A 23,707-nucleotide genomic window follows, 5' to 3' on the forward strand; every position below is an offset into this window, starting at 1 on the left:
ACCCGCTCCATTATGATAATGGGCCTGTAGCTCAGCTGGTTAGAGCGCACGCCTGATAAGCGTGAGGTCGGTGGTTCGAGTCCACTCAGGCCCATCATTCGACTATTCTATATAGTAGTTGATTTATATATTTTGCGCCCTTAGCTCAGCTGGATAGAGCAACAGCCTTCTAAGCTGTGGGTCAGAGGTTCGAATCCTCTAGGGCGCGTAGTATTTTTATAACTTATTCCACAGTAGCTCAGTGGTAGAGCAATCGGCTGTTAACCGATCGGTCGTAGGTTCGAGTCCTACCTGTGGAGCCAGTGGAGAAGTACTCAAGTTGGCTGAAGAGGCGCCCCTGCTAAGGGTGTAGGTCGCGTAAGCGGCGCGAGGGTTCAAATCCCTCCTTCTCCGCCATTATTCTATGGCCCGTTGGTCAAGCGGTTAAGACACCGCCCTTTCACGGCGGTAACACGGGTTCGAATCCCGTACGGGTCACCAATCTTTTTTGTACAAGCACAATAACTTTCCATTGTGGAGGATTAGCTCAGCTGGGAGAGCACCTGCCTTACAAGCAGGGGGTCGCAGGTTCGAGCCCTGCATCCTCCACCATTATATTATCTTAATTGGGCATTATTTGTTGGGCCATAGCCAAGCGGTAAGGCAACGGTTTTTGGTACCGTCATGCGCTGGTTCGAATCCAGCTGGCCCAGCCAAACCTAACTTTTTAATTTCGGGGCCTTAGCTCAGCTGGGAGAGCGCCTGCTTTGCACGCAGGAGGTCAGCGGTTCGATCCCGCTAGGCTCCATAAATGAAAAAGAATGGATTTAGTTTAAAACTAAATCCATTCTTTTTTTGTGTTCTAACATTAAATGTTTAAAGCTTGAGAAGGTAATTTACTGGTTTATTGGTAATTCAATACTTACCGTTGTTCCTTTTCCTTCTTCACTTTCATAGTAGATTCTTCCGTTATGGTCATGAATAATTTTAAAGCTAACCATTAATCCAAGGCCAGTACCATTTGTTTTGGTCGTATGAAATTCTTTTCCCAAAGATTGAAGGTTCTTATTTGATATACCACAACCTTCATCCTTTATTGAAATCTCAATCTGATTATCTCTTCTTTCCACATCAATAAATATATTACCACCTGATTGCATGGATTCCATACCATTCTTTATAAGGTTGATAAATACTTGTGTTAACTTCTGAGCATCACATTGAATTATAGGAATGTTGTTGTCTATTTTTTTTGTAATGGTTATTTCTTGTTTAAATTGGTTGTAATCCATAACTTTTATTACATAATCAATTAATTCCTCAATGTCATACTCTTCAAACTCCATTACTTTAGGTTTTCCAATAATAAGAAGGTCATCTAGTATTGCATCAATTCGGTCAATTTCATTGGTCATAATGTCATAATATTTACGATCTTGAGGGTGTTTTTCTTGTTGTAGTTGAGTTAGTCCTTTAAGCGATGCAAGTGGATTTCTTACTTCATGTGTAATTGCACTGGCAAAGCGACCAATGGATGCTAAATGTTCAGCATGTCGAAGTTCATTATTCATTTTTAATCTAGAGCTTAGGTTAGATTCAAAACGCGATAAGAGAATATAAGATATAACGGCTAGTATTCCATATAAGACTATTCCCAAAAGAACAACCGTATCTTGTAAAACAATACCTAATAGTGCGTATTTACCAATTATTCCAAAAAAAGCAGACCAAAAGAATCTATTGTTTATAAATAAAGGTGAAAAGAGAATGAATACTAATTCTACAGCACTTCCAGAAAAGAAAGCATCTGTTGTATCATAATATATTAATATATTATTAATCAGATCTACAAAAATAAACCCAAATAAATATACATATTTTACAGCATAAATTTGATTAATCTTTGCTAGATAGATAGTAACTGGTAGGAATCCAATAAATATTATATGATACCAAATTCCTAAACTATTAGAAGGAAATCCAACTTCAATTTGATTAAAATGGTTAAATATAAAATGATAAAACACATCATACCCAATTAAAAATAAGTAAAACAATAGTATAAATAGCTTTAAGGCTTTTACTTCTTCTGATTGTAGAAGTTTATGTTTTTTCATTTGTGTACCCATCGTTCCACCTCCTTATTCATCCAAATAGAAAATAATCCTCTTACTTCTTATCATATATCAAAATAGGTATAAAGAGTTAATTTGTTGTGTGTTTTTGTAGAAAAATGTCGTGCGTGTTAACTTTTCTAATTAAATAGACCTATTATCTACATTAAAAATTTTATGCTATATCCATTTAAAAAAATTATTAAAAACTTGTCTAAAGACTCATACTAAATAACGAGGTGAAAACAATGTATAAGTTATTGTCACATAACGATCTTGATGGTGTTGGGTGTGGATTATTAGCCAAATTAGCATTTGGAGATAGTGTCGATGTACGTTATAACTCAATTGGATCATTAGATCGAGAGGTGAAGTATTTTTTAGAAAATCATGATGGGGAGATAGAATTAATTATCACAGACATGTCCGTAAACGAAGAAAATGAGAAGAAATTGCAAGCGTTTCACTCGACGGGGGGAAACGTACAACTAATCGATCATCATAAGTCTGCATTACACTTTAATGAATATGATTGGGGACATGTAGTTGTGGAAGACGAGAAGGGCAAACAAACTTCTGCAACATCTTTATTATATGAATATCTCATAAATAATGAATTATTGGGCGCAACAAAAGTGATAAGTGCATTTGTAGAACTTGTACGTCAATACGATACGTGGGAGTGGGAGAAAAATAATAATCTCCAAGCGAAGCGATTGAATACATTATTTTTTCTCCTATCTATAGATGAATTTGCAGAAAAAATGATTAATCGATTGAAATCAAGTGATCATTTTTACTTTGATGATTTTGAAGAGAAAATCTTAGAAATGGAAGAAGCCAAAATAGAAAGGTACATTCGTAGGAAAAGGCGAGAGCTTGTTCAGTCTGAAATAGAGGGGAAATTTGCTGGGATTGTCTATGCTGAATCATATCATTCAGAACTAGGAAATGAACTAGGAAAAGAATACCCGCATTTAGACTACATTGCTATCTTAAATATGGGAGGTAAAAGACTTGGATTCCGTACCATTCATGATCACGTCGATGTATCAGAAATAGCTGGTACGTATGGGGGTGGTGGACATGAAAAGGCTTCAGGTGCAACGCTTACAGATGATGCGTATAAAAGATTTATAGCGAATACGTTTAAATTAGATCCATTAAAAGAAGATGCAAAACGAAATAAGTTTAATGTGAAAGATACTTCCTTTGGCTCGATGTATAAGGATCGTAGTGGAGATCTGTATATGATCTACCAAGAAAACGGAGAATGGAAAATCGATAAAAATAAAGTAAGGTTTGAGCAATCTTTTTCTAGCTTTGAGGAGGCTGAAACATATTTAAAACGGAAGTATGCGGCTTGGTTAGAAAAAGATGAACTATTCGTCCAATACTTAATGGAACAAGTTAAACAAAAAAACTAAAAGAAACCCACGATGTTAATAAAACATCGTGGGTTTTCATTATTCTATACCTTCAATAGTGATATCTTTTACTGGAAGGAAATTATCACCAGTATCTAAATAATCTACAGTGACAGTATCATCTTCTTGTAAGTAAATTGCTAGTGGATTATCTTCCGATGAAACAATATAGCTTTGTCTGTTATCTAATAAAAACGAAATAACCGTATAGCTTTCGACTTTTTCCTTATAAACACGGAGTACTGTACCTCTAACCTGCTTTTCTTCTGCATTAGACGTACCATCTACACTGCTACCGCCTCGTTGTAAGGCCGTTTTATATTTTTTGAGCGCCTCATTTGGTGTACTCGCATAAGTGGATATTTCAGGATTTGCTGCAGAAACGATAAAGTAATTTTGTAAGAATCCGTTAGAATCCATTACGGGTGTTAGCCAGCTAGCTTCACCATAAAAGTTATACAACACTGGCATTTCACCGTTCCATTCTTTCTCGATGAACTTCTTCTCAATAATGTCTAAGGCTCCTTGAGAGTCCATATACGAGTTTTCTAGGTTACCTGTATAGTAAATTGCTTCCCCAGAACGTGCATTGGTTAAAGAGTAACCTAACATAGAATCAACGCCTTCTTTTGGACTTGTGAAGTCGGTGAAATAATACATATCTCCATTTTCATCAAATATTGGACTCACATTTGCTTCAGTACCTTCGTCTGAAGGTAGTTTCACATTTGATTTACCAAAAATGCTATTCCAGAAACCGTGAATGTAATTACCATAATAACTATTCTGCTTACTTACTGCTTCCGGTGACACAGCACCGTCAATAAATTCAGGTGCATCTTCTAACGTAAATGCTTGCGTGGAACCATCTTTAGGGTCAACAACGACAACACCTGTTACGTCGAATCCGTTACGAGCTGTAATAAACTCGCCGAAAGTACGGACATAAAAAGGAACACCTTGATCATCAATTTCTAGTTGCACATCACCATAAAAGATGTAGTCTGGATACTGCATGCGTATGTGACGCTCAATATTTTTATTAAAGTAAGACGATGGTGTATAATCCATTTCTTCCTTAACAAATTTTGGATTAGCTGAAGAGTCAGTGGCACTTAATGTAAAGTACCCAGGTGTTTGATCTCCATTTAACCATTTGAAAAAGCCAGAGAATTCTACGGGTGCAATATAGACAAATTCTCCATTCACCTTCTGAATCTGTAAATTACCGAGTTCATAATAACTCGTATCTGGCACTTGTCCAAATGCTTTCTTCATTTTGTTACGTGCAAATTGAGGTGGTACACTTGCTGGTGTTTTTGTTTCATCAAATGCCTCAATTTCAACTTGCTCTGCCATTTGAGCAGTTTCATATTTTTCATTCGCATTAAACATAAAAGCGAATAGAAAATATGCACCGATTACTAGACTACCGATAAATAAAATTCCTTTTATTTTTCTTTCTAGTCCGTGTGTGATGAACATACCTAGTCCTGATACTACAATAAATAAAGGCCATACAGAGGAGATGTTACGGTCTAAATTCGTTAAATAATAGAATACGAATATAATAGGGATAATTAAGAGGATCATGATTACAAAAGGCCAAGACATAAGATTACTCTTACCTTTTGTTTTTTTATTACTAGAAATAGGGATAATAATCAGTGCTGAGATTAAACCGACGATAAGTGAAAATAACAAAATGTTACCCATGAGAAAGTCTCCTTTTTATTTATGTCTGTTTCTATTATACGATTCATTGATCATCGAGGTTTCACATTTTTGATGGGAATATAGGAAGGTGTTAGAAGTTTCTCTCCTCCATGTTTAATTCAACCTAATAAGTGAAACAGATACTTTTACATTCCACGCACAAGCGTATAAGATAACATATCATAGGAATTTGTTTATGAATCGAAGGGGGGACAGGCATGCTTGACTCAATTTTATTACAATTCATGATTATAGGTTTACTTGGAGTAGGGTCTCAATGGCTGTCTTGGCGTTTTCGATTACCGGCTATAGTCCTTATGTCGATCGCTGGTTTATTAGCTGGTCCAGTATTTGGATTTATAAACCCTGAACAAGACTTTGGTGAAATGTATCAACCCATTATATCGATCGCAGTTGCCATTATTTTGTTTGAGGGTAGTTTAAACTTAGATATAAAGGAAATTCGAGGTTTAGGTAGACCTGTTATTAGAATAGTAACGATTGGCGCATTGATCAGCTGGATACTTGGCTCTTTTGCAGCACATATGGTGGCAGGATTGTCTATGGCAGTTTCGTTTGTCATTGGTGCTATCTTTATTGTGACAGGGCCAACAGTGATATTACCTTTACTTCGTCAATCAAAATTAAAGCCCCGTCCTGCGAAAATATTAAAGTGGGAAGGAGTAATTGTTGATCCATTTGGAGCACTACTTGCAGTATTTGCTTTTGAGATTATTCTGTTCTTAAGTAAAGAAGTGGAAGGAATTGCTCTCGTTTATTTTTTGTTGGCGTCAGCTTTTGCAGTATTGTTAGGCTGGTTGTTTGGGAAAGGAATAGGCACGATGTTCGAAAAAGGGTCTATTCCCGAATTCTTAAAATCACCTGTGGTTTTTTCTGCAGTCATTGCTTGTTTTACCATAGCAGATGAGGTCACCCATGAAACAGGATTGCTCGCTGTAACAGCAATGGGAATGACGTTGGCTAATATGGGAATAGCTTCAATTCAAGATATGAGGCATTTCAAAGAAAACATATCGATGTTACTGATCTCTACCATCTTTATTATGTTAACTGCATCGCTAACAACGGATACACTTCTTCACGTCTTTAATATAGAAATAATAGGGTATGTACTACTGATGTTATTTGTAGTACGACCGCTTTCGATCTTTGTTTCAACAATTAATACCGACTTAACGATGAAGGAAAGAATACTTGTTGGTTGGATTGCACCAAGAGGCATTGTAGCTTTAACAGTTGCTAGTTACTTCGCTTCCATTTTATTAGAAGAGGGCTTTAATGATGCAAGTATTGTTACATCTTTAACGTTTGCATTAGTATTCTTTACAGTCTGTGCACATGGTTTTTCAATCGGGTGGTTAGCTAGAAAACTAGATCTTTCATCAGAAGGTCAACCAGGTGTGCTAATAGTAGGAAGTAATACTTTTTCAGTTGAATTAGCAAAAATCTTTCAGGAACTTGATATACCAACACTGCTTACCGACTCTTCTTGGGGTAAATTATCAAAAGTAAGACGTGATGGATTACCATTTCATCATGGAGAAATCTTATCTGAGCAAACAGAGTATCGGTTGGACATGACACCTTATGATTACCTGATCTCCGTGACAGAATATGATTCATATAATGCATTGGTTTGTACGACGTTTGTTCCGGCATTTGGCAGAAAAGACGTGTTTCGGTTAGGTATCGAAAGTAAGACAGGTGATCATGTTGAACAGATGACTAGATCTATCGGAGGGCGTAAACTTTTTGCTGAGGAGATATCTTTAGAAAACCTTATTTCTAAGATCGATGCTGGGTATGTATTTCGGAAAACTTCTATTACAGAGCAGTATGATTATGATTCATACCTTCAAGACAGAGAAGAGCATACGATACTACTGTTTGTAGTCAAAGCAAGTAAACGAATAGACTTTATTGTGGAAGGTCATTCGATTAAACCTGAGCGTGGAGACACAATTGTTAGTCTTACACCTCCAAGTAAGGAATTTAATAAAATGAAGGCTAAAATACAAAAACACCGAAACCTATAAAAGGACATATAAAAGCTGTTCTGTATATTTGCAGAACAGCTTTACAAATTTTTTTGAAAATCTACTTATGGTTTGCGTTTTGGCATCCATTTACGGTCTTGATTTGATGTTTCAGGGAATTCGTCTCCTGCACTTAACTTCACTGATTTTGGATTGTTTACCATACTACCTGTTTCTCCAATTTCTACGTAAATTCCATTGTTTGGTGCTTTTTGCCCTGGGTTGAATTGATGATTTTGTCCCATGATCATCCCTCCTTTGTTTTATGTTCTCCGTAATTCAATGAATCATGAGTATTTTTCTTGATAAGAGATACGATTGTCATCCATAAAGGAAGCTATAATCATTAGACAATCGAAGGTGAGGTTTAGTGAGATTATCTGGGATAAGGCAGGCGTACGAGCATTATGAATTTTTTATTAAATTCAAGCTAGATTTTAATCCCTAAAGCGTTATAATCATATAGTAAGTAGCTAAAAAAAACATGTACATATGAAATCTGAACTGATAGCAACAAAGCGTTCATCAAATGTAATTGTTTGGGGGATAGGTAGTAATGAGATATAAGAGAGAAGAAGCTTTTCGCTATTCATTTAAGGAGCCAATTCTTGCGTTGTTCTATATTAAAGAGATTGATGGGAAGAAGGTTAAGAGTTCTGAGGGACCTGCATCCATCATGAATATAAGTCCTGAAGGAGCAAAAATCCACTCATCATTTAATATGCCAATGAAGACTAGTAGTTCTACTCATTTATCCATTACCTTTGAACTAAATGGAAATTATTTGACGGTAGATGGAACGATTGTATGGAAAAAAGAAAATGCCAAGGGATTTGATTATGGTATTGATTTAGATATAGACGATGAAACAAAAAATACATTGGTTGAGCATTTAAAAATTCAAGCGAAGCAAAAATAAAGTGTTCAGAAGAACACTTTATTTTTTGCATTTTCTCTAAGAGAAATTCTAAGTATTTCTTCTTTAATTTTTAAGCATCAAACCCAATAATACATGCTAAATAGGTAGATCAAAAGAAAGAGCATAGAAAAGAACCTCTATACTCTCCATCCATTAATTTCCTTGCGTTGTTAATTTATTTAGTAAGCGATCAAGCTCCTGAGAAATCTCTAGCACATTTTCATAATTAACATTCTGTGCATATGCTTCATACATATGAGCTCGTACTTCTTCAATTCTTTTTTCCAAACATGATAGCATAGGGAACCACCCTTTTAATCTTAATACAAATAATATTACAAAAGACTCGATAAATATACAATAGATATTATGTGTTTTTCATGATTTTTGTCATAAAATCTTACAAAAATGAACGTAAACCAAGAAAGAATTGTAAGGGGATATTACTAGGTATGTACATTGTAGATGTTAAAGATGATACTACTGAATTTTCGACAAAACATCCTATTCCTAATATTGTCTAGTCTTGTTATACTATGCTTAAAATGTTCTTTAAAGAGAACGGATTTATTCATAAAAAGAACGAGTTAAATGTAACAATAAAAAGGGTGGAAGTATGGTGAGTAGGTTTGAAAGTCATCTCAAACAACACTTAGTTAAGATAAATAAGAATATCTATGTATCCAAAAGTGATGCGTTATACTATGAGAAAATGCTTCGCTATGGAAAACATAGTTCGCCAGAGGCACATTTTTTAAAAGCAAAACAATTAGAGCGCGAAGGTGCGTTAGGTAAAGCACTGATCCATTATAATGAAGCTGCACATATTTATTCACCGTATTATACAAAGGCTAAACAATCTTTACAGGAATTAGAGATGAAGATGAATAGTCCTATTATTCCATCTCAACAATCTAATCCAGTAAAGAAAAGAACAATTGGGAAGCCATTAATTATTACATTGTTAGTATTAAATATTTTTTTGCTTCTCTTGTTATTTTGGAAAGATCCGATAAGTAGTGTTGTTTCGGATATGAAACAGTGGGAGATTGGTAAAGCAGTTGTATATGCTAGTGAAGATGTTCCTTATACAATCTATCTGCCAGATGATATATCTAAAGAAGAAATACAAAAGGTAGTTTATGATGAAGTGCTTTCATTAAGTGAAGGTGCGGTAAATCAAAATATACAATTATATGGTATTTCTACGGATGATCCTGCATTGTATCATCATGTTTCACCACTTAGACAGGAACAGTTAAAAGAGACTGCTTTTGTGATGGCAGAATATAATCCATCTCTAGACGATTTGGTTCAAGTAAGATTTCAAGCTATTAAAGAACCAGAAGTTCCACCATTATCCTATATAGGTGTAAATATTGTCAGAACTGCTTTAGATAATTATATAGATGACCATGGATTTCCACCATTAGAAATCACAGCTTTAGTAGAAGATTACCCAGAGAACTATCTAAGTTTTATACCAAATGAGGTAGTATCCAAATCTAATGAGGTATCTACAACGTTCACTAATATGGGTGGTTGGGTTTATGATCCCAAAGCGCTAACGATGTCTGCGATGTTTTATCCAAATGATGGTCAATCATCTAGCTCCATACCATATAAACCTGTTGAGGTTGTGGTTGATAAAGCTTCTTATTCTCTCCTCGTTTTAGCGGATCCTTACATAATAAGTAAAGTAAAAGTTGGGCTTGGAAAAGAAGATCAAACACCTGAGGGCAAATTCGAAATTAAAGATCGAGTGATTAACCCGAAAGGCAGCCGAGCAGATATATTTGGTGTGGCTGGGTTGGGAATGGGGGAAATAGCAGTTCACGGTACTTATGACGAAAACTCTATTCAAAAGCAACAATCATTAGGATGCATTCGCTTGTTGAACGAAGATATGAAAACAATTTATTCGGTAGTACCTAAAGGAACGGAAGTCACCATTGTGAAGGAAGGATCATTTGGTCAGGCTTCTTCAGTTCAAAGTTTAGAACCACTCATACCGGAGGAGCAAAGAAACATCGATGAAACAACTGCCACAGTATTTCATTGGCTGGATTAAAACATTATTAAAAAAAGGCTTCATCAGAGAAGCCTTTTCTTGTATTCATTTTATACCTGATTTACTCCTGATTAAACCATAGCGGATCATTGTCATCAACCTCGCCGTTATAGTTGATGAAAATCTCTTCTCCTGCTTCTATGTCTGTGTAAGCATAAAAATCAAAAGTATGATTATCAAAATTAATTTCATAGTTTGCGTTAGGTTTATAAGAATGATTAAATAGCATCCCATAACCAAGAAGTATTGCCGAATGATTTATTCCATACTCAAAAGCATAATCCTCGAGCAAGGTTTTTTCAATGTGTACATGCTGGTCATTTGGATATGCAATGACAGGTGCTTCATGAAAAAGCGTACCTTTTTTAATATCACGTGTCGCAAATACCCCTCGATTGAATTCTCCATCACTAACAGATGATGTTTTTATCTCTATCATGTTGTTCACCTACTCACTTTTAAAAGTTCATCTTTCTAACTGTACCATTATTTTTAGTAGGAAACACATTTTTTATTTAATTTTCCCAAAATAGTTCATCCAATGTTTTAGAAAGTGTATTACAGATAGCGATACATAGATTAAGGCTAGGATTGTATTTGCCTAATTCAATTAATCCGATTGTTTGTCTCGAGACACCAACTTTTTTCGCTAATTCTTCTTGAGAGAGGTCCATTGCTGTTCTAGCGACTTTTAATTTTATGTTTTTTGCCATATCGACTCACCACTTCTCATTGTCGTCTAAATCTTTTTCGTTTACGTGATCACTACTCCGCTTGGTTAACCAATAAGCCCCACTTAAAATCGCAATGAAAAACGGAATATAAATCATGAACGAAACGACCATGACAAGGAAGAAGTAATAGATAGATTCCGCAGTAGTATCAGCATATAGAAGGGCACTACGAATTCCAAAGAAAATACCGATAGCTAAACCAAAAAGGAGACCTACTATAACATTTTTGATGCGTACAGGTACTTTGTTCGATTGATCTTTTAGCTCCACTTCAGCCGAAAAAATTCCTAACCTAGCTGAACGGGCTGAATAATATATACCTTGCGTAACTAAGATAATTAATTCTGTTATGACGTTTGCAGACTCAACCCCATACACTACAAATTTTACAATGACAGAAATAATAACAATAGCGAGGAGGAGGATATAAATTTCTCTATAAATTTTGTTCTGCATTGTTATGATTCGTTCATCTTGAATGTTGTTTTTTGAAAACCAACTCATTTTCTTCACCCTTCTTTTAAATGTAATATCAACTCTTAATCATTATTATATATTATAATTAACATATTGCAATATATATGTGTCATAAAGTAAAATAAAATAGGTTATTTGTAATATATATTCAATCAAGAGAGACATCTAAATTTCTAATGAATATGTAGTGGATATCAGTTAAAGTAGAACTAGTAGATATTGAATTTAAACTAAGTAGAGGGGTGAAAAAGATATGATACATCATATAGAGCTTTATGTTTCTGATCTCGATAAAACAAGCCAGTTTTGGGGCTGGTTCTTAGAAGAATTAGGTTACAATCTTTTTCAAGAGTGGAACAAAGGTAGAAGCTGGAAGTATAAAGATTTTTATATTGTTTTTGTCCAAGTAGAAGCTAGATTTTCAGATGTTCCCTATCACCGATGTCGTGTAGGATTAAATCACTTGGCTTTTCACGCTTCTTCACGGCAATTCGTTGATGAAATGAAACAGAAACTACAAGAAAAAGGAATTGACGTGTTATATAAAGAAAAGTACCCATATGCTGGAGGAGAAAACCATTATGCATTGTACTTTGAAGATCCTGATCGTATTAAAGTGGAATTAGTGGCAAAATAGCTTGGATATATCTTATCTGTTTTTCACTATTTACAAACTGCCTTAAAACAATTCATATAGTTTAAGAACATCTAAGTCAGTAATATTTGATTTAAATCGTACTTTTAAAGAAATAAAGTTTTATTGGTAAATAGATAGGATTTAATGGACGCAAGATAATATTTCTTGTAAGTTTAGAATAACAATGTGTACGTTTAATGAAGAAAAGGTGGGAGTTTTAATTATGACAGTTGAATTAGTCTTTAATACAAAGTCACAGTTAGGAGAAGGTCCTAGCTGGGATCATAAAAGAAACCTATTTTATTGGGTAGACATACTCGGGAAGAAGGTTTTTCAGTATTCACCTAGTAGTAATGAACGATACGAGCTGCTTCTCGATCAATATTGTGGTTTTGTAGTACCAAGAGAAAATGGGGGAGTAGTATTAGGACTTCAGAATGGGATACACTTTTACGATTGGGAAAAGGATCAATTAGAGAAAATTACCGATCCTGAAAGTCATTTGCCAAACAATCGTTTCAATGATGGTAAATGTGATCCAACTGGAAGGTTGTGGGCAGGAACGATGGATCTAAATGCGAAAGATGGGATGGCGTCGTTATACACACTTGATTCACATTTACATAGTAATAAAAAGCTTGGTAACTTAGGAATATCGAATGGCTTGGCTTGGTCTCCAGATCATTCATACATGTATTTTATTGATACACCTACAAAGCAAATTGTGCAATATGACTTTGACAAAAATACCGGTAGTATTGACCAACCAAAAGTAGTAGTTGATTTTCACGATCAGGTTGGGTCACCAGATGGTATGACAATTGATAGTGAAGGGATGTTATGGATTGCACACTGGGGTGGACATGGTGTTTCAAGATGGGATCCGAATACAGGAGAACAATTAGCGTTTGTCGATATACCTGCCAAAAATGTAACCTCCTGTGCTTTTGGTGGGGAAGATTTAAATCAGTTATATGTTACAACAGCAAGGACAGATACTAGTGAAGAAGAACTTGAGAATTACCCTCATGCAGGTGGTGTGTTTAAGTTTGAAACAAATGTAAAGGGATCCCGCACCTATGCTTTTAAAGGATAGATACGGGACTACATGCAAGGATAACACATACATTGGTTCACAAATGGGGATAGAAAAAAATCGCTTCAAACTTTTTGTTAAGTAAATATTGTTCTCATTTGTGAAAGAAAGTAACTACAGTGAGATAGTCCTGAACTGGTGAAAAACTGTTACTAGTTCAGGACTCTATAATTAGGAGCCGCCTAACATAGCAACTCTAAATACGGAGATGAGCAAAGTGAAAAATGCTATACTTGTAAGAATGAGTATAATTTTAAGTCTTAGTCGCATATCCTTTAAATCTTTCATCACATATCCCTCACTTAAATAAGTACATTTCTTGTTTTTGGTATTCACAGCTTACCTTATAAATGAGTGCGTATCCGATCATGGAAGCTAATACTGAACTTCCGCCGTAACTAATCAATAGTAAGGGTATGCCGGTTATTGGCATAATGCCAATGGTCATCCCTATATTCTGAAACGTGTGGATAAAGATTAAGAATAAATAGCCAAAACATAAGTAGGCACCGAAGTAATTCGTATGATAGATTTTTAATCCTAGTGTTACTAGTCTGTATATGAGACAAAAATATAAAATTAACACGAACGAACATCCAAGAAAGCCAAACGACTCCCCAATGATCGAGAAGATGAAATCTGTTTGAGCCTCAGGTATATAAACTTCTAGATTATGAATCCCTTTCCCCATAAGTTGTCCAGATGAAACAGCTAACAGAGATTTTTGGAAATGATAAGTTTTATTTTCAGAATTACTGCTATCCTCGGACAGACCTAACCAAGTTTCGAGCCGGTCCATTTGATAATTTTCCAAATTTAATGTTGATTGTGCAATATCAGGATAACGAAACACAAGTAGTACTGTAATGCCAATGAAAATAGCTACCGTTAGCGAAATGGATAGGATGATACTCCAACGGATACCTGATAAAAAGATTAAAGCAATCACAATGGATAAAAGAACCATTGACGTGCCAAAATCGGGCTGCATCATGATGAAAGCAATGGGAATAATTCCTACAAGTATAAGTTTGCCAAGTAGGAAAAAATCCGTTGTTACCGTGGTCGATTCAAACTTGGCCTTATGCTTAGAGATGATTGCAGCTAAATAAAGAATCGTTGTAATTTTGGTTACTTCGGATGGTTGAAAACTAACTCCCCCAAATTTAAACCAACTCTTTGCAGTGTTGATCGCAGGCGCTATCGTACTCGGACTGAAATGCAAAACAATAAGTAAAAGAATGCCGACTAAATAACAGGCTAGACTTAATTTGTATATTGTTTCAAGGTCAAAGAATTGAACAAAGATGAGGATGGTAAGTCCTAGCCCAAACCAGACGGCTTGTTTAAGCATAAAGTTTTGTCCTTCATATTGTTCTAATTGCTCAGCATTATAAATGGAAATTAAGCTGATGAGCATGAATAATAGCAATAAACCAATTAAGTCATATCGAACATAGATTTTTTCATTAATCATTCTTTATACAACCCTCTATCATATGAAAATAAAAACTACTCCTATATACAGACTGTTTAGGAAGTAAGAAAGTTTCATTTTTTATCTAAACAATATTCGCTTACACCGAGTGAAATAAAAAGAAGTCAACAGGAATGCTGTTGACTTCATCTAAACAAAAAAGATAATATAGACTGCTAGAGCAATGATCGATCCGAGTATTGTAACAATGTATATTAAAGATAGCCCTTTGATATTATTTTTAGGCGCATCATTATACCCCTGATCACTTTTACCAGCCAGTAATAATGTTGCTACTAATGCCACAATCGAAATAATCACAATCAATATAATGTAGAATGATAAGTTCATGGTTCACCTACTTTCTTGAGGTTAAGGTCTATTAGACAAATGGTTAATGTAGAATCAATTATCCCTTATATGATTAATTGAGTAAACCCCTGTCCTCTGACACAAGTTATTTAGGTACTGAAATTTTGTAACGGTAGTATTATTATGTTTGTCAAAAAAATTATAGGGAGCCTTTGAGAACAAGTACTTTACATATGGAAAGGAAGATTTAGAATGAAACTTTTGCAACAATGGAACGAGAAAGATAGTGATTTTATTAAGAAAAAAGTAATAGAGCATAACATGGACCAAATACCAGACGAAGTGAAGACACCACTTGAGAATACTAGTTTCATGTTAAAGGATGAAATGGGCAAGATCGTTGGAGGAGTAACTGCGACGATGTTCTGGTATCATATGCACATTGATTTTCTATGGGTAGATCAAGCATACAGGAACGAAGGGTATGGGAGAGACTTAATAACCTCAATTGAACAGTTAGCCAATGAGAAAGAGTGCCGACTAATTTTGTTAGATACATTTAGTTTTCAAGCACCTGATTTTTATCTAAAATTTGGTTACAAGATTGTTGGAGTTGTAGAAGATCATCCTAAGGGTTATAATCAATATTTCCTAGAAAAAAAGCTAAAAGGAAATTAGGATCATTGATGAATACTACTTGTCTAAGCTATGATATAGATAGTAGTTTTCATGTGGAAGGGGAAAGTCTTGTGAATTTTGTAGCGATAGACTTCGAGACAGCAAATAGTAAACGATATAGCCCATGTTCGATTGGGGTTGTAGTCGCCAATATAAATGGAATCGTAGATGAATATTACACACTAATTAACCCGTTAATGGAGTTTGACTCCTTTAACACTTATATACATGGAATCCATGAAATGGACGTTGTGGATGCACCAACATTTGATCAAGTTTGGGATGACTTAATCCCATATTTAGATAATAACCTGATTATAGCTCATAATGCTAGTTTTGATATGAGTGTACTAAGGCATACGTTAGATCGATATAATTTACAATATCCAACATGTGATTACTTATGCAGTGTTATGCTGTCTAAAAAAATATGGCCAGGCCTAGAAAACTATAAGCTTAATACACTTGCTGATTTTCGAAATATTGTTTTTCATCATCATAACGCATTAGAAGATGCTAGAGTGGCAGCTCAAATATTAATTCATGCTATGAAAGAAAAGGAAATGGATAGTGTTAGTAAATTAAGTGACGTTCATACAATCTCTCAAGGTAGGATATATGAAAGGGGATACGTTCCTCCTAAAGCTAGAAAATTGAGTGGAAAAAAGACATTATATTCAAAAAATAGGATGTAAAAAAGGTACAAGGAAACGAGATAATCTGGAGCGAATAGATATTAGTTTACTCACACAATAAAAAACTAGTTTATGGATCACTTTCCATAACTAGTTTTTTTAAAATTTCATGTTACGATTTTTACAGGTGTACCTATAGGGATGATAGAAGAAAGTTCCTCGACATCCTTGTTATACATCCGTACACAGCCTCTTGATACATAGTTTCCAATGGAAGAAGGATCATTCGTTCCATGTATGCCGTAGTGTTTTTTGGAGATGCTCATCCACATCGTTCCATAAGGTCCACCTGGGTTAGGAGCTTTGTTAATGATAATGTAGTTACCAGTGGGTGTTTCGTGCAACATTCGCCCAACTCCAACAGGATAGACTTTTTGTATTTGCGCATTTTTTAGAAGGGTTAGCTTACGATCTGTTAAATCCACAACAATAGAATAGGCAATATCCCCAATTAGTGGAAAACCAGGGATCACAATCTGTTGTCCTATAAAAATAACATCAGGGTTCATTTGTGGATTAGCCTGTATGATCGTTTCCAAAGGTTTCCGGTAGTCGGCAGCTATTGATGATAAGGTCTCCCCAACTTTAACAGTGTGAATCATAATGTTCCTCCATATATGTTAATGCTTTAGTCTATTCCATTATTTAGTTACTGTTTCTTTTTTTCGTTTGGATGGGAAGAATCATTTGACTCAACGAAATAGTTCAATAAAAATATAGTTAATAATTGGAAACTTTATAACTGAGTAGTAAACTAGGTATGAGGTTTAATGTTACAGATCATACTATATAGCTAGTAGTCAGTAACTTAAAATATTCGAGGTAACGGATCATACAAAATCAATTTGATTATGTAGGTAGAGGTGAAGAACATGTCACACGCAATCGGTGTAAAAAGAAAACCATTACTTCTAGTTGTAGTATCTATACTAATTTTGATTACGGCACTCCTTACTTTTTTTGTAGGCAACAACCTTTTCGGTAGTAATGAAAATAAAGAGGAAACCGATGATGTTAAATCAACAATGGAATCAAAAGATGATAGTACGGAAGTCAAAGAAGCAAATACAGAAACTGATGGCGAGGAACCCCCAACTGTTGAAGAAGTACAAAAGATACAGGAGACTGTAGGGGTAGCGAATAAAGATGTAGGAGCCTTTGTTTCTACTATGCATGATTTCTATAACGAAACAACGGGATATGGACAGATAGAACATTTGAATTGGGATGAACAAAATCAAAAGGCGAATGAAATTGTTGACGAGTTGGAACCTATGATTGCTTCAACTTCGGATCAACAACTAAAAAGTGATTTACAAAGTATCACGGACCTTGCTCAAAAAGTAGTTAATGATGAACAAGATTCAGGGCATGTTCGACATCTACACCGATTCTTTCATGACCTTGATATTGCATTAAATAATTATGATGGAACATCAAAAATATGGGGGGTAACAAAATCACTTCGGTAATGGAACAAGACCGCCATCTATGTTGAATGTCGGTCTTGTTTGACGTTTTAGGTCCACTTTATAATCCCTCGTAGGTCTGGATAGATCGTATCAGGAGGCAAGTTAAGCTTTTCAACAGGGAGATTTTTACGATTGATCCAAGCGGTGTTAAAACCATAATTTTTTGCCCCACTAATATCCCAACCATTAGATGAAACAAATAATATTTCCTCTTTTTTTAGGCCTAGTTGGTTTGTGGCGTACGCATAGGATGCAACTGTTGGTTTGTATTGCTTAATCTCATCCACACTAATAATCTTTGAAAAGGACTTTTCCATTCTATTGTTTTCTATAAGCGGATTTAACATATTATGTGATCCATTCGAAAAGATGGCTAACTTCTGTTCGGTTAATTGACTTAATACACCTTTTACTTCTGGGTAAGGGGACAAATGTAAGTACGTTTGTAGTAAAGATTTTTCCTGGTGATCTCGTAATGTTTCCCCATGCTTTTCGACTGCATAACACAAGGCATCTTTTGTGACTTCAAAAAAGCTTATATAATTTCCCATCAATTGTCTTAAAAAAGAATATTCAATTTGCTTTTCTCGCCAAGTCTCACTTATGTTTGCACCATTACCTGGATAAAATCCTTCTAGTTTAGCCGTTACTGATTGTACATCAAATAGTGTTCCGTATGCATCGAACAAGATGGCTTTGACTGTTCGCATATGATCCTCCTTTTAACTGTGTTTAGTTATGTAAAAGAAGCAGTGGAAAAGAAGTATTTCCGCTGCTTCAATTTTATTCGTTGTATTAGTTGTAGAATGAAGCTCCAACAATAATTAGTAAAATAAATAAAACTACGATTAACGCAAAGCCACCGCCTGCGCCGTAACCATAGCCAGCTCCACCTACTGGTGCGCCTGATCCATAACCGCCATAGTAACCCACAATCTTCACCACCTTTGAAAGTCGTTGCTATATACTATGTAATCGTAGCGATTGGGTTGAGGGCGGTCGTCTAATCTTTATAAATATGGGCATTTTGGTAGCAAGTAGCCACTAATGGAGCTGTATTTACAGAATCAACTAATAAAGTGTGTTAGAATTCCTTACAAATTAGGCGATGTCTGAAAAAAAGCATGTTATATTCTAACCATACCACTTATAAGTATGACAATACTTATAAGGAGGATTCATTGCTCTCCAAACTTTAAGGTGTCTGCTACGTAAAACTAGCAATAAGAAGACTAAAATACCCCCTGTGTTTTAGTCTTTTTATTGTGTTTTTTAACGGTTTTATTCTCTATTTGACAAGTCCTAGTGATTTTAGTCCGTTGTAAATGCCAGACTCTGAGACAGATGTAGTACGATGTTTTGCGTATTGAAAAAGTTCTGGATGGGCATTGCCCATTGCAAAACTCTCCCCGACATACTGAAGCATTTGCTTATCGTTCATTCCATCTCCAAAAGCAATAGCCTCACGCTGAGAGATATTAATCCGTTCTAATACTGCTTTTATTGCGCGCCCTTTACTAACGTTTTCCCTAATTACATCGTAGCAGTCCGTGATTCCTAGGACGTTCACCGGGGAAAAATAGATATCTGTTTCGGGTATGTCATAGAGTAACGGTTCTTCCTCTTTCACATTCATCATGGTAATACCCAATATTTCATCCATAACATCTTTATGAAGCAGTTTATTCTCTCTTAAATCGAAATAATTGATGAATTCTTTAGCGGTGTTTGTATCAAGAGAGGTAAAATGATTCGAATCTTTCGTATATAGCACCATTTCATGATCGTTCTCTTTGGCTATCTTTACATATTGTTCGATGAGCTCTCTTTGCATAGGTTCATTAAAGACAACTTCGTCTTTGTACATCGCATAGGCTCCGTTATACCCAATGAAAGAGTGGATGTCTAATTCCTCAGCTATGTCATATATCTCATGAATGGGCCTTCCTGTTGCAAGAAATACTTCCATACCATCTGCTTTTACTTGTTTAATTGCTTCTTTTGTAGAATCTTCTATGGTATGATCTGTTTTTAAGATTGTTCCGTCAATATCCAAAAAAAGTATCTTAAAGTTATTCATTTCATTCTCCTTATGCTTATTTCTTAAGTATATTAGGAATTTTATCATAAATAGATAGATAAAACATTTTAGATGTGATACAAAAATAAAATGTCACGATTTATATTATGAAACAAATAAGGTAAAGCTAACCATTAAACGGATCAGAAGGGGAAATAGATGTTGAACCAAAAAAAAGAATTTGTTGTTATTGGGTTAGGAAGGTTTGGTAGTAGCCTTTGCATGGAATTAACCGACATAGGTATAGAAGTAGTGGCGATTGACAAGGATCCAGAAAAGGTGGGGGAGTTTTCGTCAATTGTTAGTCATGCTGTAGAATTAGATGCTGTAGATGAAGAAGGATTGAATTCAGTAGGAATTAGAAATTTCGATTGTGTTGTTGTAAGTATTGGTGAGGACATTCAAGCTAGCATTCTTATTACGTTAATATTAAAAGAAATGGGAATAAAGCAAGTATGGGTAAAAGCACGAAACCATTATCACCAAAAAGTGCTAGAGAAAATTGGTGCGGACCGTATTATTCATCCAGAACGTGATATGGCAAGAAGAATTGCACATCATATTGGCAATGATAAGGTAACAGATTACATCGAAATATCTAAATCTTATAGTATTGTTGAAATTATGGCTAGTGATAAATTGGCTGGAAAAACATTAGGTGAATTGGATGCCTTTGATAAATACCACTGTAAGATTGTTGCGATAAAAAAGAACGAAGATGATGTTTCGGTCATGCCTTCATTAAATACACGAATTGATTTAAATGACATCTTAGTAACGATTGGAAAAAATAAGAATTTAGATAAATTTGAAGAAGAACGGGTTTGAATTTTGAATGTAGGGATAAAAACATTAAATAACTTCGGCAATCAAAGATTGCCGAAGTTATACGTGCTAACGTCGATGTTGGACAAGGTCAATAGCACCTAAAACGACATGGGCTAGACCAAAGCCGAAAATAGTGTTTGCCACCATTTTATTTGACCCTTGTTTTTGTTTTAGTGCATAACCTGTAGCGGTTACGGCTGTACCAAGTGCAGTTGGAATTGTGCCTTCACGAATATCCATTCGGTTGACCTCCCAAAAGTTAGCGTTTCTAGACATTCTTCTTGAATGCCAATTATAGCTTTCCACGATGGTTCCCAATCATCCACTTTTGTTACTTATTTAATAAATGTAAGTTTTTCCTGTGCAAAGTTTTTTTGATCTTTCTTAGTTGGTGCTTCTCGCGAATGCCTTTATTGGATATAGTTTATCTACCACCATTAAATCTTCCTCTCTTTTCGTTCTAACTTAAAGTTGCAACATGATGTTATGTCAACGTCAACAATTTCTTTTCAGTTTGTGGCCTTACTGGCTTTAAAAGTTTGCTATCACATAAGATGCACTTGCAAAAAGAAAAAATGTTATAGTCATCTATATTATGATATATTGGAGTTATTGTTTTTTTGTGTGGTAGGCACTTTTTATATTTAAGTGGGGAATACAGTAAGCCCATAGGTTGAAGTTTTACAATAGTAGATTGCATCATGTGTAAGTAAGGGGAGTCATCTTTGGATAGTTTCAATCAGCAATTTTTATATTCAGTTATTATTATCGCATTAGGATTCATACTAAAACAATCCAATATTATTAAAGAAAAAGATGGGGAAGGGCTAGCAAGGATTATTTTTAACCTTACTTTGCCAGCGCTGATTATCGTTACATTTAACGGGATAACGATTGATTATTCTTTGATTTTACTTATAGTTATTGCTATTTTATATGGATTGTTATTAGGATTCTTAGGAATAGTTTTCTTTAAAAATGAGGACCGTACAACCAAAGGCATGCTGGCTATGATGGTGCCAGGTTTTAATATTGGTCTATTTGCTTATCCATTAGTGGAAGGGATATGGGGCCAAGAAGGTTTAAAATATTTCGGTATGTTCGATGTAGGAAACGCATTCATTGTTTTTGGATTAAGCTATCTTATAGGAACTTATTATGCCGGTGATAACGTTACATTCGATATCAAAAATGTTGTAGGAAAGTTAACAAGGTCCATTCCTTTAATGACCTATATCATTGTGTGTGCGATCAGCATGATCGGTTTACATTTACCAATTGCAGTTCTAGATGTTGCAAGTATCATATCAGCTGCTAATATGCCTATGTCACTTTTATTGTTAGGGATCTATCTTAACTTTTCTTTTGATAAAAAATACATGACACTAACACTGAAATATTTAACACTAAGGTATGTCGTCGGGTTAGCACTGGGATTATTCTTATTTGCAGTATTACCATTTGATAACATGTTTAAATTCACTTTATTAATCGGCTTTATTCTTCCAACTTCTATGTCGGTTTTACCATATTCAGTGGAGTTTGGCTATGATAAAAAATTTGTAGGAACGACCTCAAACCTAACGATTGTGATTAGTTTTATTCTAATATGGATCATGGCAAATCTAATATTGTAAGAAAGAGCCCCTTTCATTGGAGTGACCTAACTAAATGAGACAGAGGAAAAAGCACCCCCTGAGTCGTATATAAATTAAACGACTACTGGAGGTGCTTTTCTCATGGGAGAAAATAAAAATGTTTATTCTGAAGAGGTTAAAAGGAAAGTCATTGAAATGAAGTTGTCTAAAAAATATACCAATAAACAGATTATGGAGAAGTGCGGTATACGTAACGTTAGTCAAATCAAAAGATGGATGAAATGGTTTCGTGATGGGGAGGAACACCGACTGTCGCAACCCATTGGTAAACAATATTCCTTTGGGAAAGGTCCTGAGGAGCTAAGTGAAATAGACCAATTAAAACGGCAAGTTAAGCATCTAAAAATTAAAAATGAAATCTTAAAAAAGTACCAGGAAATCGAAGGGAGTTGGTACCAGAAGTAGTAATAGAGCTAGTGGAGTCATTAAAGGAAGTTTATGCGGTATCGATGATATGTGATTGTATTGGAGTCCCTAGATCTACTTACTATCGTTGGCTTCAAAAGTCATGGGAACCGACTGAGCTAGAACAACAAATAATCGATATTTGTAAAACCCTAAAATACAGAGTTGGACATAGAATGGTTAAAAAAATATTAAAAGAGGATCATCATATTTCTGTAAATAGGTTAACTGTGCAAAGAATCATGCAAAAATACAACATCCAATGTCGAGTCAAACCTAAAAGAAAATCAAAAATTGCTGGTGAAAGTAAATGTATCGTTCCAAATTTGTTGGAACAGAATTTTAAAGCAGATAGACCTAACCAAAAGTGGGTTACAGATATAACATACTTGAATTTTGGAGAGTCAACGATGTATTTATCATCCATCATGGATTTGTACAATAATGAAATTGTTGCTTATCGAGTTAGTCATAACCAAGAAGTAGATCTAGTGCTAGAAACATTGAAAGCAGCTTGTAATGGGCGAGAAACGAAAGGACTGATACTTCACAGTGACCAGGGATCGCAATACACTTCGTATGCTTTTCAAGAGTTAGCTGAAGAAAAAGGCATTATCACAAGCATGTCCCGCAAAGGCAATTGCTTTGATAATGCCGTCATTGAATCCTTCCACTCCACCATAAAGTCGGAAGAATTCTACACACACCAAAAGGCGCGTCTTACAAACTCTATTGTACTAGAAAAAGTCGAATCTTACATGTATTATTACAACTATATACGACCGTTTTCAAAATTAAACTGCCTTTCCCCTGTTCAATTCAGGGCAAAGGCAGCATAGGTGCTTTTTCTTGTCTCATATTACTAGGTCAGTTCA

General features: G+C 35.1%; 26 protein-coding genes and 8 tRNA genes. 20 read left to right on the forward strand and 14 right to left on the reverse strand.

The window, feature by feature from the left end; translation table 11 throughout:
* Positions 1 to 20 precede the first annotated feature (20 nt).
* The 8 genes from NYQ66_RS05595 to NYQ66_RS05630 all read left to right on the forward strand — a co-directional run bounded on the left by NYQ66_RS05595 (position 21) and on the right by NYQ66_RS05630 (position 787).
* Positions 21 to 94 (forward strand) — tRNA-Ile (locus tag NYQ66_RS05595).
* A 40-nt stretch (positions 95 to 134) separates the two neighbouring features.
* Positions 135 to 208 (forward strand) — tRNA-Arg (locus NYQ66_RS05600).
* A gap of 19 nt (positions 209 to 227) precedes the next feature.
* Positions 228 to 302: transfer RNA gene (locus tag NYQ66_RS05605), tRNA-Asn, on the forward strand.
* Between the two features lie 2 nt (positions 303 to 304).
* Positions 305 to 396 (forward strand) — tRNA-Ser (locus tag NYQ66_RS05610).
* Positions 397 to 405: 9 nt separating this feature from the next.
* Positions 406 to 480: transfer RNA gene (locus NYQ66_RS05615), tRNA-Glu, on the forward strand.
* A 35-nt stretch (positions 481 to 515) separates the two neighbouring features.
* Positions 516 to 591, forward strand: a tRNA-Val gene (locus tag NYQ66_RS05620).
* 29 nt (positions 592 to 620) lie between these two features.
* Positions 621 to 695: transfer RNA gene (locus NYQ66_RS05625), tRNA-Gln, on the forward strand.
* A gap of 19 nt (positions 696 to 714) precedes the next feature.
* Positions 715 to 787, forward strand: a tRNA-Ala gene (locus NYQ66_RS05630).
* 88 nt (positions 788 to 875) lie between these two features.
* On the opposite strand, the gene NYQ66_RS05635 is transcribed toward NYQ66_RS05630, so the two are convergent.
* Positions 876 to 2,108, reverse strand: a complete 1,233-nt coding sequence (locus tag NYQ66_RS05635) for an ATP-binding protein (protein WP_259867804.1) — start codon at positions 2,106 to 2,108, stop codon at positions 876 to 878.
* Positions 2,109 to 2,341: 233 nt separating this feature from the next.
* On the opposite strand from NYQ66_RS05635, the gene NYQ66_RS05640 reads away from it, so the two are divergent.
* Positions 2,342 to 3,520 carry a DHH family phosphoesterase gene (locus NYQ66_RS05640; protein WP_259867806.1) on the forward strand — a complete coding sequence of 393 codons (1,179 nt, stop codon included), beginning with the start codon at positions 2,342 to 2,344 and terminating at the stop codon, positions 3,518 to 3,520.
* Positions 3,521 to 3,559: 39 nt separating this feature from the next.
* Here NYQ66_RS05640 and NYQ66_RS05645 read toward each other — a convergent pair whose 3' ends face one another.
* On the reverse strand, positions 3,560 to 5,236 hold the full coding sequence (locus NYQ66_RS05645; protein WP_259867807.1) for a hypothetical protein: 1,677 nt from the start codon (positions 5,234 to 5,236) through the stop codon (positions 3,560 to 3,562).
* A gap of 218 nt (positions 5,237 to 5,454) precedes the next feature.
* Between NYQ66_RS05645 and NYQ66_RS05650 the strand changes: the two genes are divergently transcribed.
* Positions 5,455 to 7,293, forward strand: coding sequence for a cation:proton antiporter (locus tag NYQ66_RS05650; protein WP_259867808.1), 1,839 nt, complete (start codon positions 5,455 to 5,457; stop codon positions 7,291 to 7,293).
* Between the two features lie 65 nt (positions 7,294 to 7,358).
* On the opposite strand, the gene NYQ66_RS05655 is transcribed toward NYQ66_RS05650, so the two are convergent.
* Positions 7,359 to 7,538, reverse strand: a complete 180-nt coding sequence (locus tag NYQ66_RS05655) for a YjzC family protein (RefSeq protein ID WP_259867810.1) — start codon at positions 7,536 to 7,538, stop codon at positions 7,359 to 7,361.
* A gap of 311 nt (positions 7,539 to 7,849) precedes the next feature.
* Between NYQ66_RS05655 and NYQ66_RS05660 the strand changes: the two genes are divergently transcribed.
* Entirely contained in the window at positions 7,850 to 8,212 is a 363-nt protein-coding gene (locus NYQ66_RS05660) for a PilZ domain-containing protein (RefSeq protein WP_259867812.1), read from the forward strand.
* Positions 8,213 to 8,365: 153 nt separating this feature from the next.
* Here the strand turns inward: NYQ66_RS05660 and NYQ66_RS05665 are convergent, their stop codons facing one another.
* A complete protein-coding gene (locus tag NYQ66_RS05665) occupies positions 8,366 to 8,512 on the reverse strand; it encodes an aspartyl-phosphate phosphatase Spo0E family protein (RefSeq protein WP_259867813.1) in 147 nt (48 codons plus the stop codon).
* Positions 8,513 to 8,831: 319 nt separating this feature from the next.
* Between NYQ66_RS05665 and NYQ66_RS05670 the strand changes: the two genes are divergently transcribed.
* Positions 8,832 to 10,283: a L,D-transpeptidase gene (locus tag NYQ66_RS05670; protein ID WP_259867814.1), complete on the forward strand. Its 1,452-nt coding sequence runs from the start codon at positions 8,832 to 8,834 to the stop codon at positions 10,281 to 10,283.
* 61 nt (positions 10,284 to 10,344) lie between these two features.
* On the opposite strand, the gene NYQ66_RS05675 is transcribed toward NYQ66_RS05670, so the two are convergent.
* From NYQ66_RS05675 to NYQ66_RS05685, 3 genes are all read right to left on the reverse strand, one after another.
* Positions 10,345 to 10,722: an SET domain-containing protein gene (locus NYQ66_RS05675; protein WP_259867815.1), complete on the reverse strand. Its 378-nt coding sequence runs from the start codon at positions 10,720 to 10,722 to the stop codon at positions 10,345 to 10,347.
* A gap of 76 nt (positions 10,723 to 10,798) precedes the next feature.
* Positions 10,799 to 10,996: a helix-turn-helix transcriptional regulator gene (locus NYQ66_RS05680; protein ID WP_259867817.1), complete on the reverse strand. Its 198-nt coding sequence runs from the start codon at positions 10,994 to 10,996 to the stop codon at positions 10,799 to 10,801.
* Positions 10,997 to 11,002: 6 nt separating this feature from the next.
* On the reverse strand, positions 11,003 to 11,521 hold the full coding sequence (locus NYQ66_RS05685) for a DUF6773 family protein (RefSeq protein WP_259867819.1): 519 nt from the start codon (positions 11,519 to 11,521) through the stop codon (positions 11,003 to 11,005).
* A 226-nt stretch (positions 11,522 to 11,747) separates the two neighbouring features.
* On the opposite strand from NYQ66_RS05685, the gene NYQ66_RS05690 reads away from it, so the two are divergent.
* Entirely contained in the window at positions 11,748 to 12,131 is a 384-nt protein-coding gene (locus tag NYQ66_RS05690; RefSeq protein ID WP_259867822.1) for a VOC family protein, read from the forward strand.
* Positions 12,132 to 12,354: 223 nt separating this feature from the next.
* Positions 12,355 to 13,227, forward strand: coding sequence for an SMP-30/gluconolactonase/LRE family protein (locus NYQ66_RS05695; RefSeq protein ID WP_259867825.1), 873 nt, complete (start codon positions 12,355 to 12,357; stop codon positions 13,225 to 13,227).
* A 298-nt stretch (positions 13,228 to 13,525) separates the two neighbouring features.
* Here the strand turns inward: NYQ66_RS05695 and NYQ66_RS05700 are convergent, their stop codons facing one another.
* Both NYQ66_RS05700 and NYQ66_RS05705 read right to left on the reverse strand, forming a co-directional pair.
* Positions 13,526 to 14,704 (reverse strand): FtsW/RodA/SpoVE family cell cycle protein, encoded by a 1,179-nt coding sequence (locus NYQ66_RS05700; RefSeq protein ID WP_259867828.1) that lies wholly within the window; start codon positions 14,702 to 14,704, stop codon positions 13,526 to 13,528.
* Between the two features lie 150 nt (positions 14,705 to 14,854).
* The gene (locus NYQ66_RS05705) at positions 14,855 to 15,055 is read right to left on the reverse strand and encodes a hypothetical protein (protein ID WP_259867831.1); all 201 of its coding nucleotides are present in this window, start codon (positions 15,053 to 15,055) and stop codon (positions 14,855 to 14,857) included.
* Between the two features lie 213 nt (positions 15,056 to 15,268).
* Between NYQ66_RS05705 and NYQ66_RS05710 the strand changes: the two genes are divergently transcribed.
* Positions 15,269 to 15,694 (forward strand): GNAT family N-acetyltransferase, encoded by a 426-nt coding sequence (locus NYQ66_RS05710; RefSeq protein WP_259867834.1) that lies wholly within the window; start codon positions 15,269 to 15,271, stop codon positions 15,692 to 15,694.
* A gap of 71 nt (positions 15,695 to 15,765) precedes the next feature.
* Positions 15,766 to 16,389, forward strand: a complete 624-nt coding sequence (locus tag NYQ66_RS05715) for a 3'-5' exonuclease (protein WP_259867837.1) — start codon at positions 15,766 to 15,768, stop codon at positions 16,387 to 16,389.
* A gap of 107 nt (positions 16,390 to 16,496) precedes the next feature.
* Here the strand turns inward: NYQ66_RS05715 and NYQ66_RS05720 are convergent, their stop codons facing one another.
* Entirely contained in the window at positions 16,497 to 16,991 is a 495-nt protein-coding gene (locus NYQ66_RS05720; RefSeq protein WP_259867840.1) for a L,D-transpeptidase family protein, read from the reverse strand.
* Between the two features lie 270 nt (positions 16,992 to 17,261).
* Between NYQ66_RS05720 and NYQ66_RS05725 the strand changes: the two genes are divergently transcribed.
* A complete protein-coding gene (locus NYQ66_RS05725; RefSeq protein ID WP_259867843.1) occupies positions 17,262 to 17,861 on the forward strand; it encodes a hypothetical protein in 600 nt (199 codons plus the stop codon).
* A 47-nt stretch (positions 17,862 to 17,908) separates the two neighbouring features.
* On the opposite strand, the gene NYQ66_RS05730 is transcribed toward NYQ66_RS05725, so the two are convergent.
* From NYQ66_RS05730 to NYQ66_RS05740, 3 genes are all read right to left on the reverse strand, one after another.
* Positions 17,909 to 18,571, reverse strand: a complete 663-nt coding sequence (locus NYQ66_RS05730) for a haloacid dehalogenase type II (protein ID WP_259867846.1) — start codon at positions 18,569 to 18,571, stop codon at positions 17,909 to 17,911.
* An 85-nt stretch (positions 18,572 to 18,656) separates the two neighbouring features.
* Positions 18,657 to 18,794 carry a YjcZ family sporulation protein gene (locus NYQ66_RS05735; RefSeq protein ID WP_259867850.1) on the reverse strand — a complete coding sequence of 46 codons (138 nt, stop codon included), beginning with the start codon at positions 18,792 to 18,794 and terminating at the stop codon, positions 18,657 to 18,659.
* A 355-nt stretch (positions 18,795 to 19,149) separates the two neighbouring features.
* Positions 19,150 to 19,941, reverse strand: a complete 792-nt coding sequence (locus NYQ66_RS05740) for an HAD family hydrolase (RefSeq protein ID WP_259867853.1) — start codon at positions 19,939 to 19,941, stop codon at positions 19,150 to 19,152.
* A 159-nt stretch (positions 19,942 to 20,100) separates the two neighbouring features.
* Here NYQ66_RS05740 and NYQ66_RS05745 point away from each other — a divergent pair, with 159 nt between their 5' ends.
* Positions 20,101 to 20,769 (forward strand): potassium channel family protein, encoded by a 669-nt coding sequence (locus NYQ66_RS05745; RefSeq protein ID WP_259867856.1) that lies wholly within the window; start codon positions 20,101 to 20,103, stop codon positions 20,767 to 20,769.
* Positions 20,770 to 20,835: 66 nt separating this feature from the next.
* Here the strand turns inward: NYQ66_RS05745 and NYQ66_RS05750 are convergent, their stop codons facing one another.
* On the reverse strand, positions 20,836 to 21,009 hold the full coding sequence (locus NYQ66_RS05750; protein WP_259867859.1) for an asparagine synthase: 174 nt from the start codon (positions 21,007 to 21,009) through the stop codon (positions 20,836 to 20,838).
* 485 nt (positions 21,010 to 21,494) lie between these two features.
* On the opposite strand from NYQ66_RS05750, the gene NYQ66_RS05755 reads away from it, so the two are divergent.
* On the forward strand, positions 21,495 to 22,406 hold the full coding sequence (locus NYQ66_RS05755) for an AEC family transporter (RefSeq protein WP_259867863.1): 912 nt from the start codon (positions 21,495 to 21,497) through the stop codon (positions 22,404 to 22,406).
* A 102-nt stretch (positions 22,407 to 22,508) separates the two neighbouring features.
* Positions 22,509 to 23,671 (forward strand): IS3 family transposase gene (locus NYQ66_RS05760; protein WP_259867866.1). Its coding sequence is split into 2 segments (ribosomal slippage): positions 22,509 to 22,791 and positions 22,791 to 23,671, totalling 1,164 coding nucleotides; the frame shifts between segments, so codons are not numbered across the junction.
* The last annotated feature ends 36 nt before the right edge of the window (positions 23,672 to 23,707 follow it).

The sequence above is a fragment of the Aquibacillus koreensis genome, from assembly GCF_025154055.1.
Lineage (GTDB): Bacteria > Bacillota > Bacilli > Bacillales > Amphibacillaceae > Aquibacillus_C > Aquibacillus_C koreensis.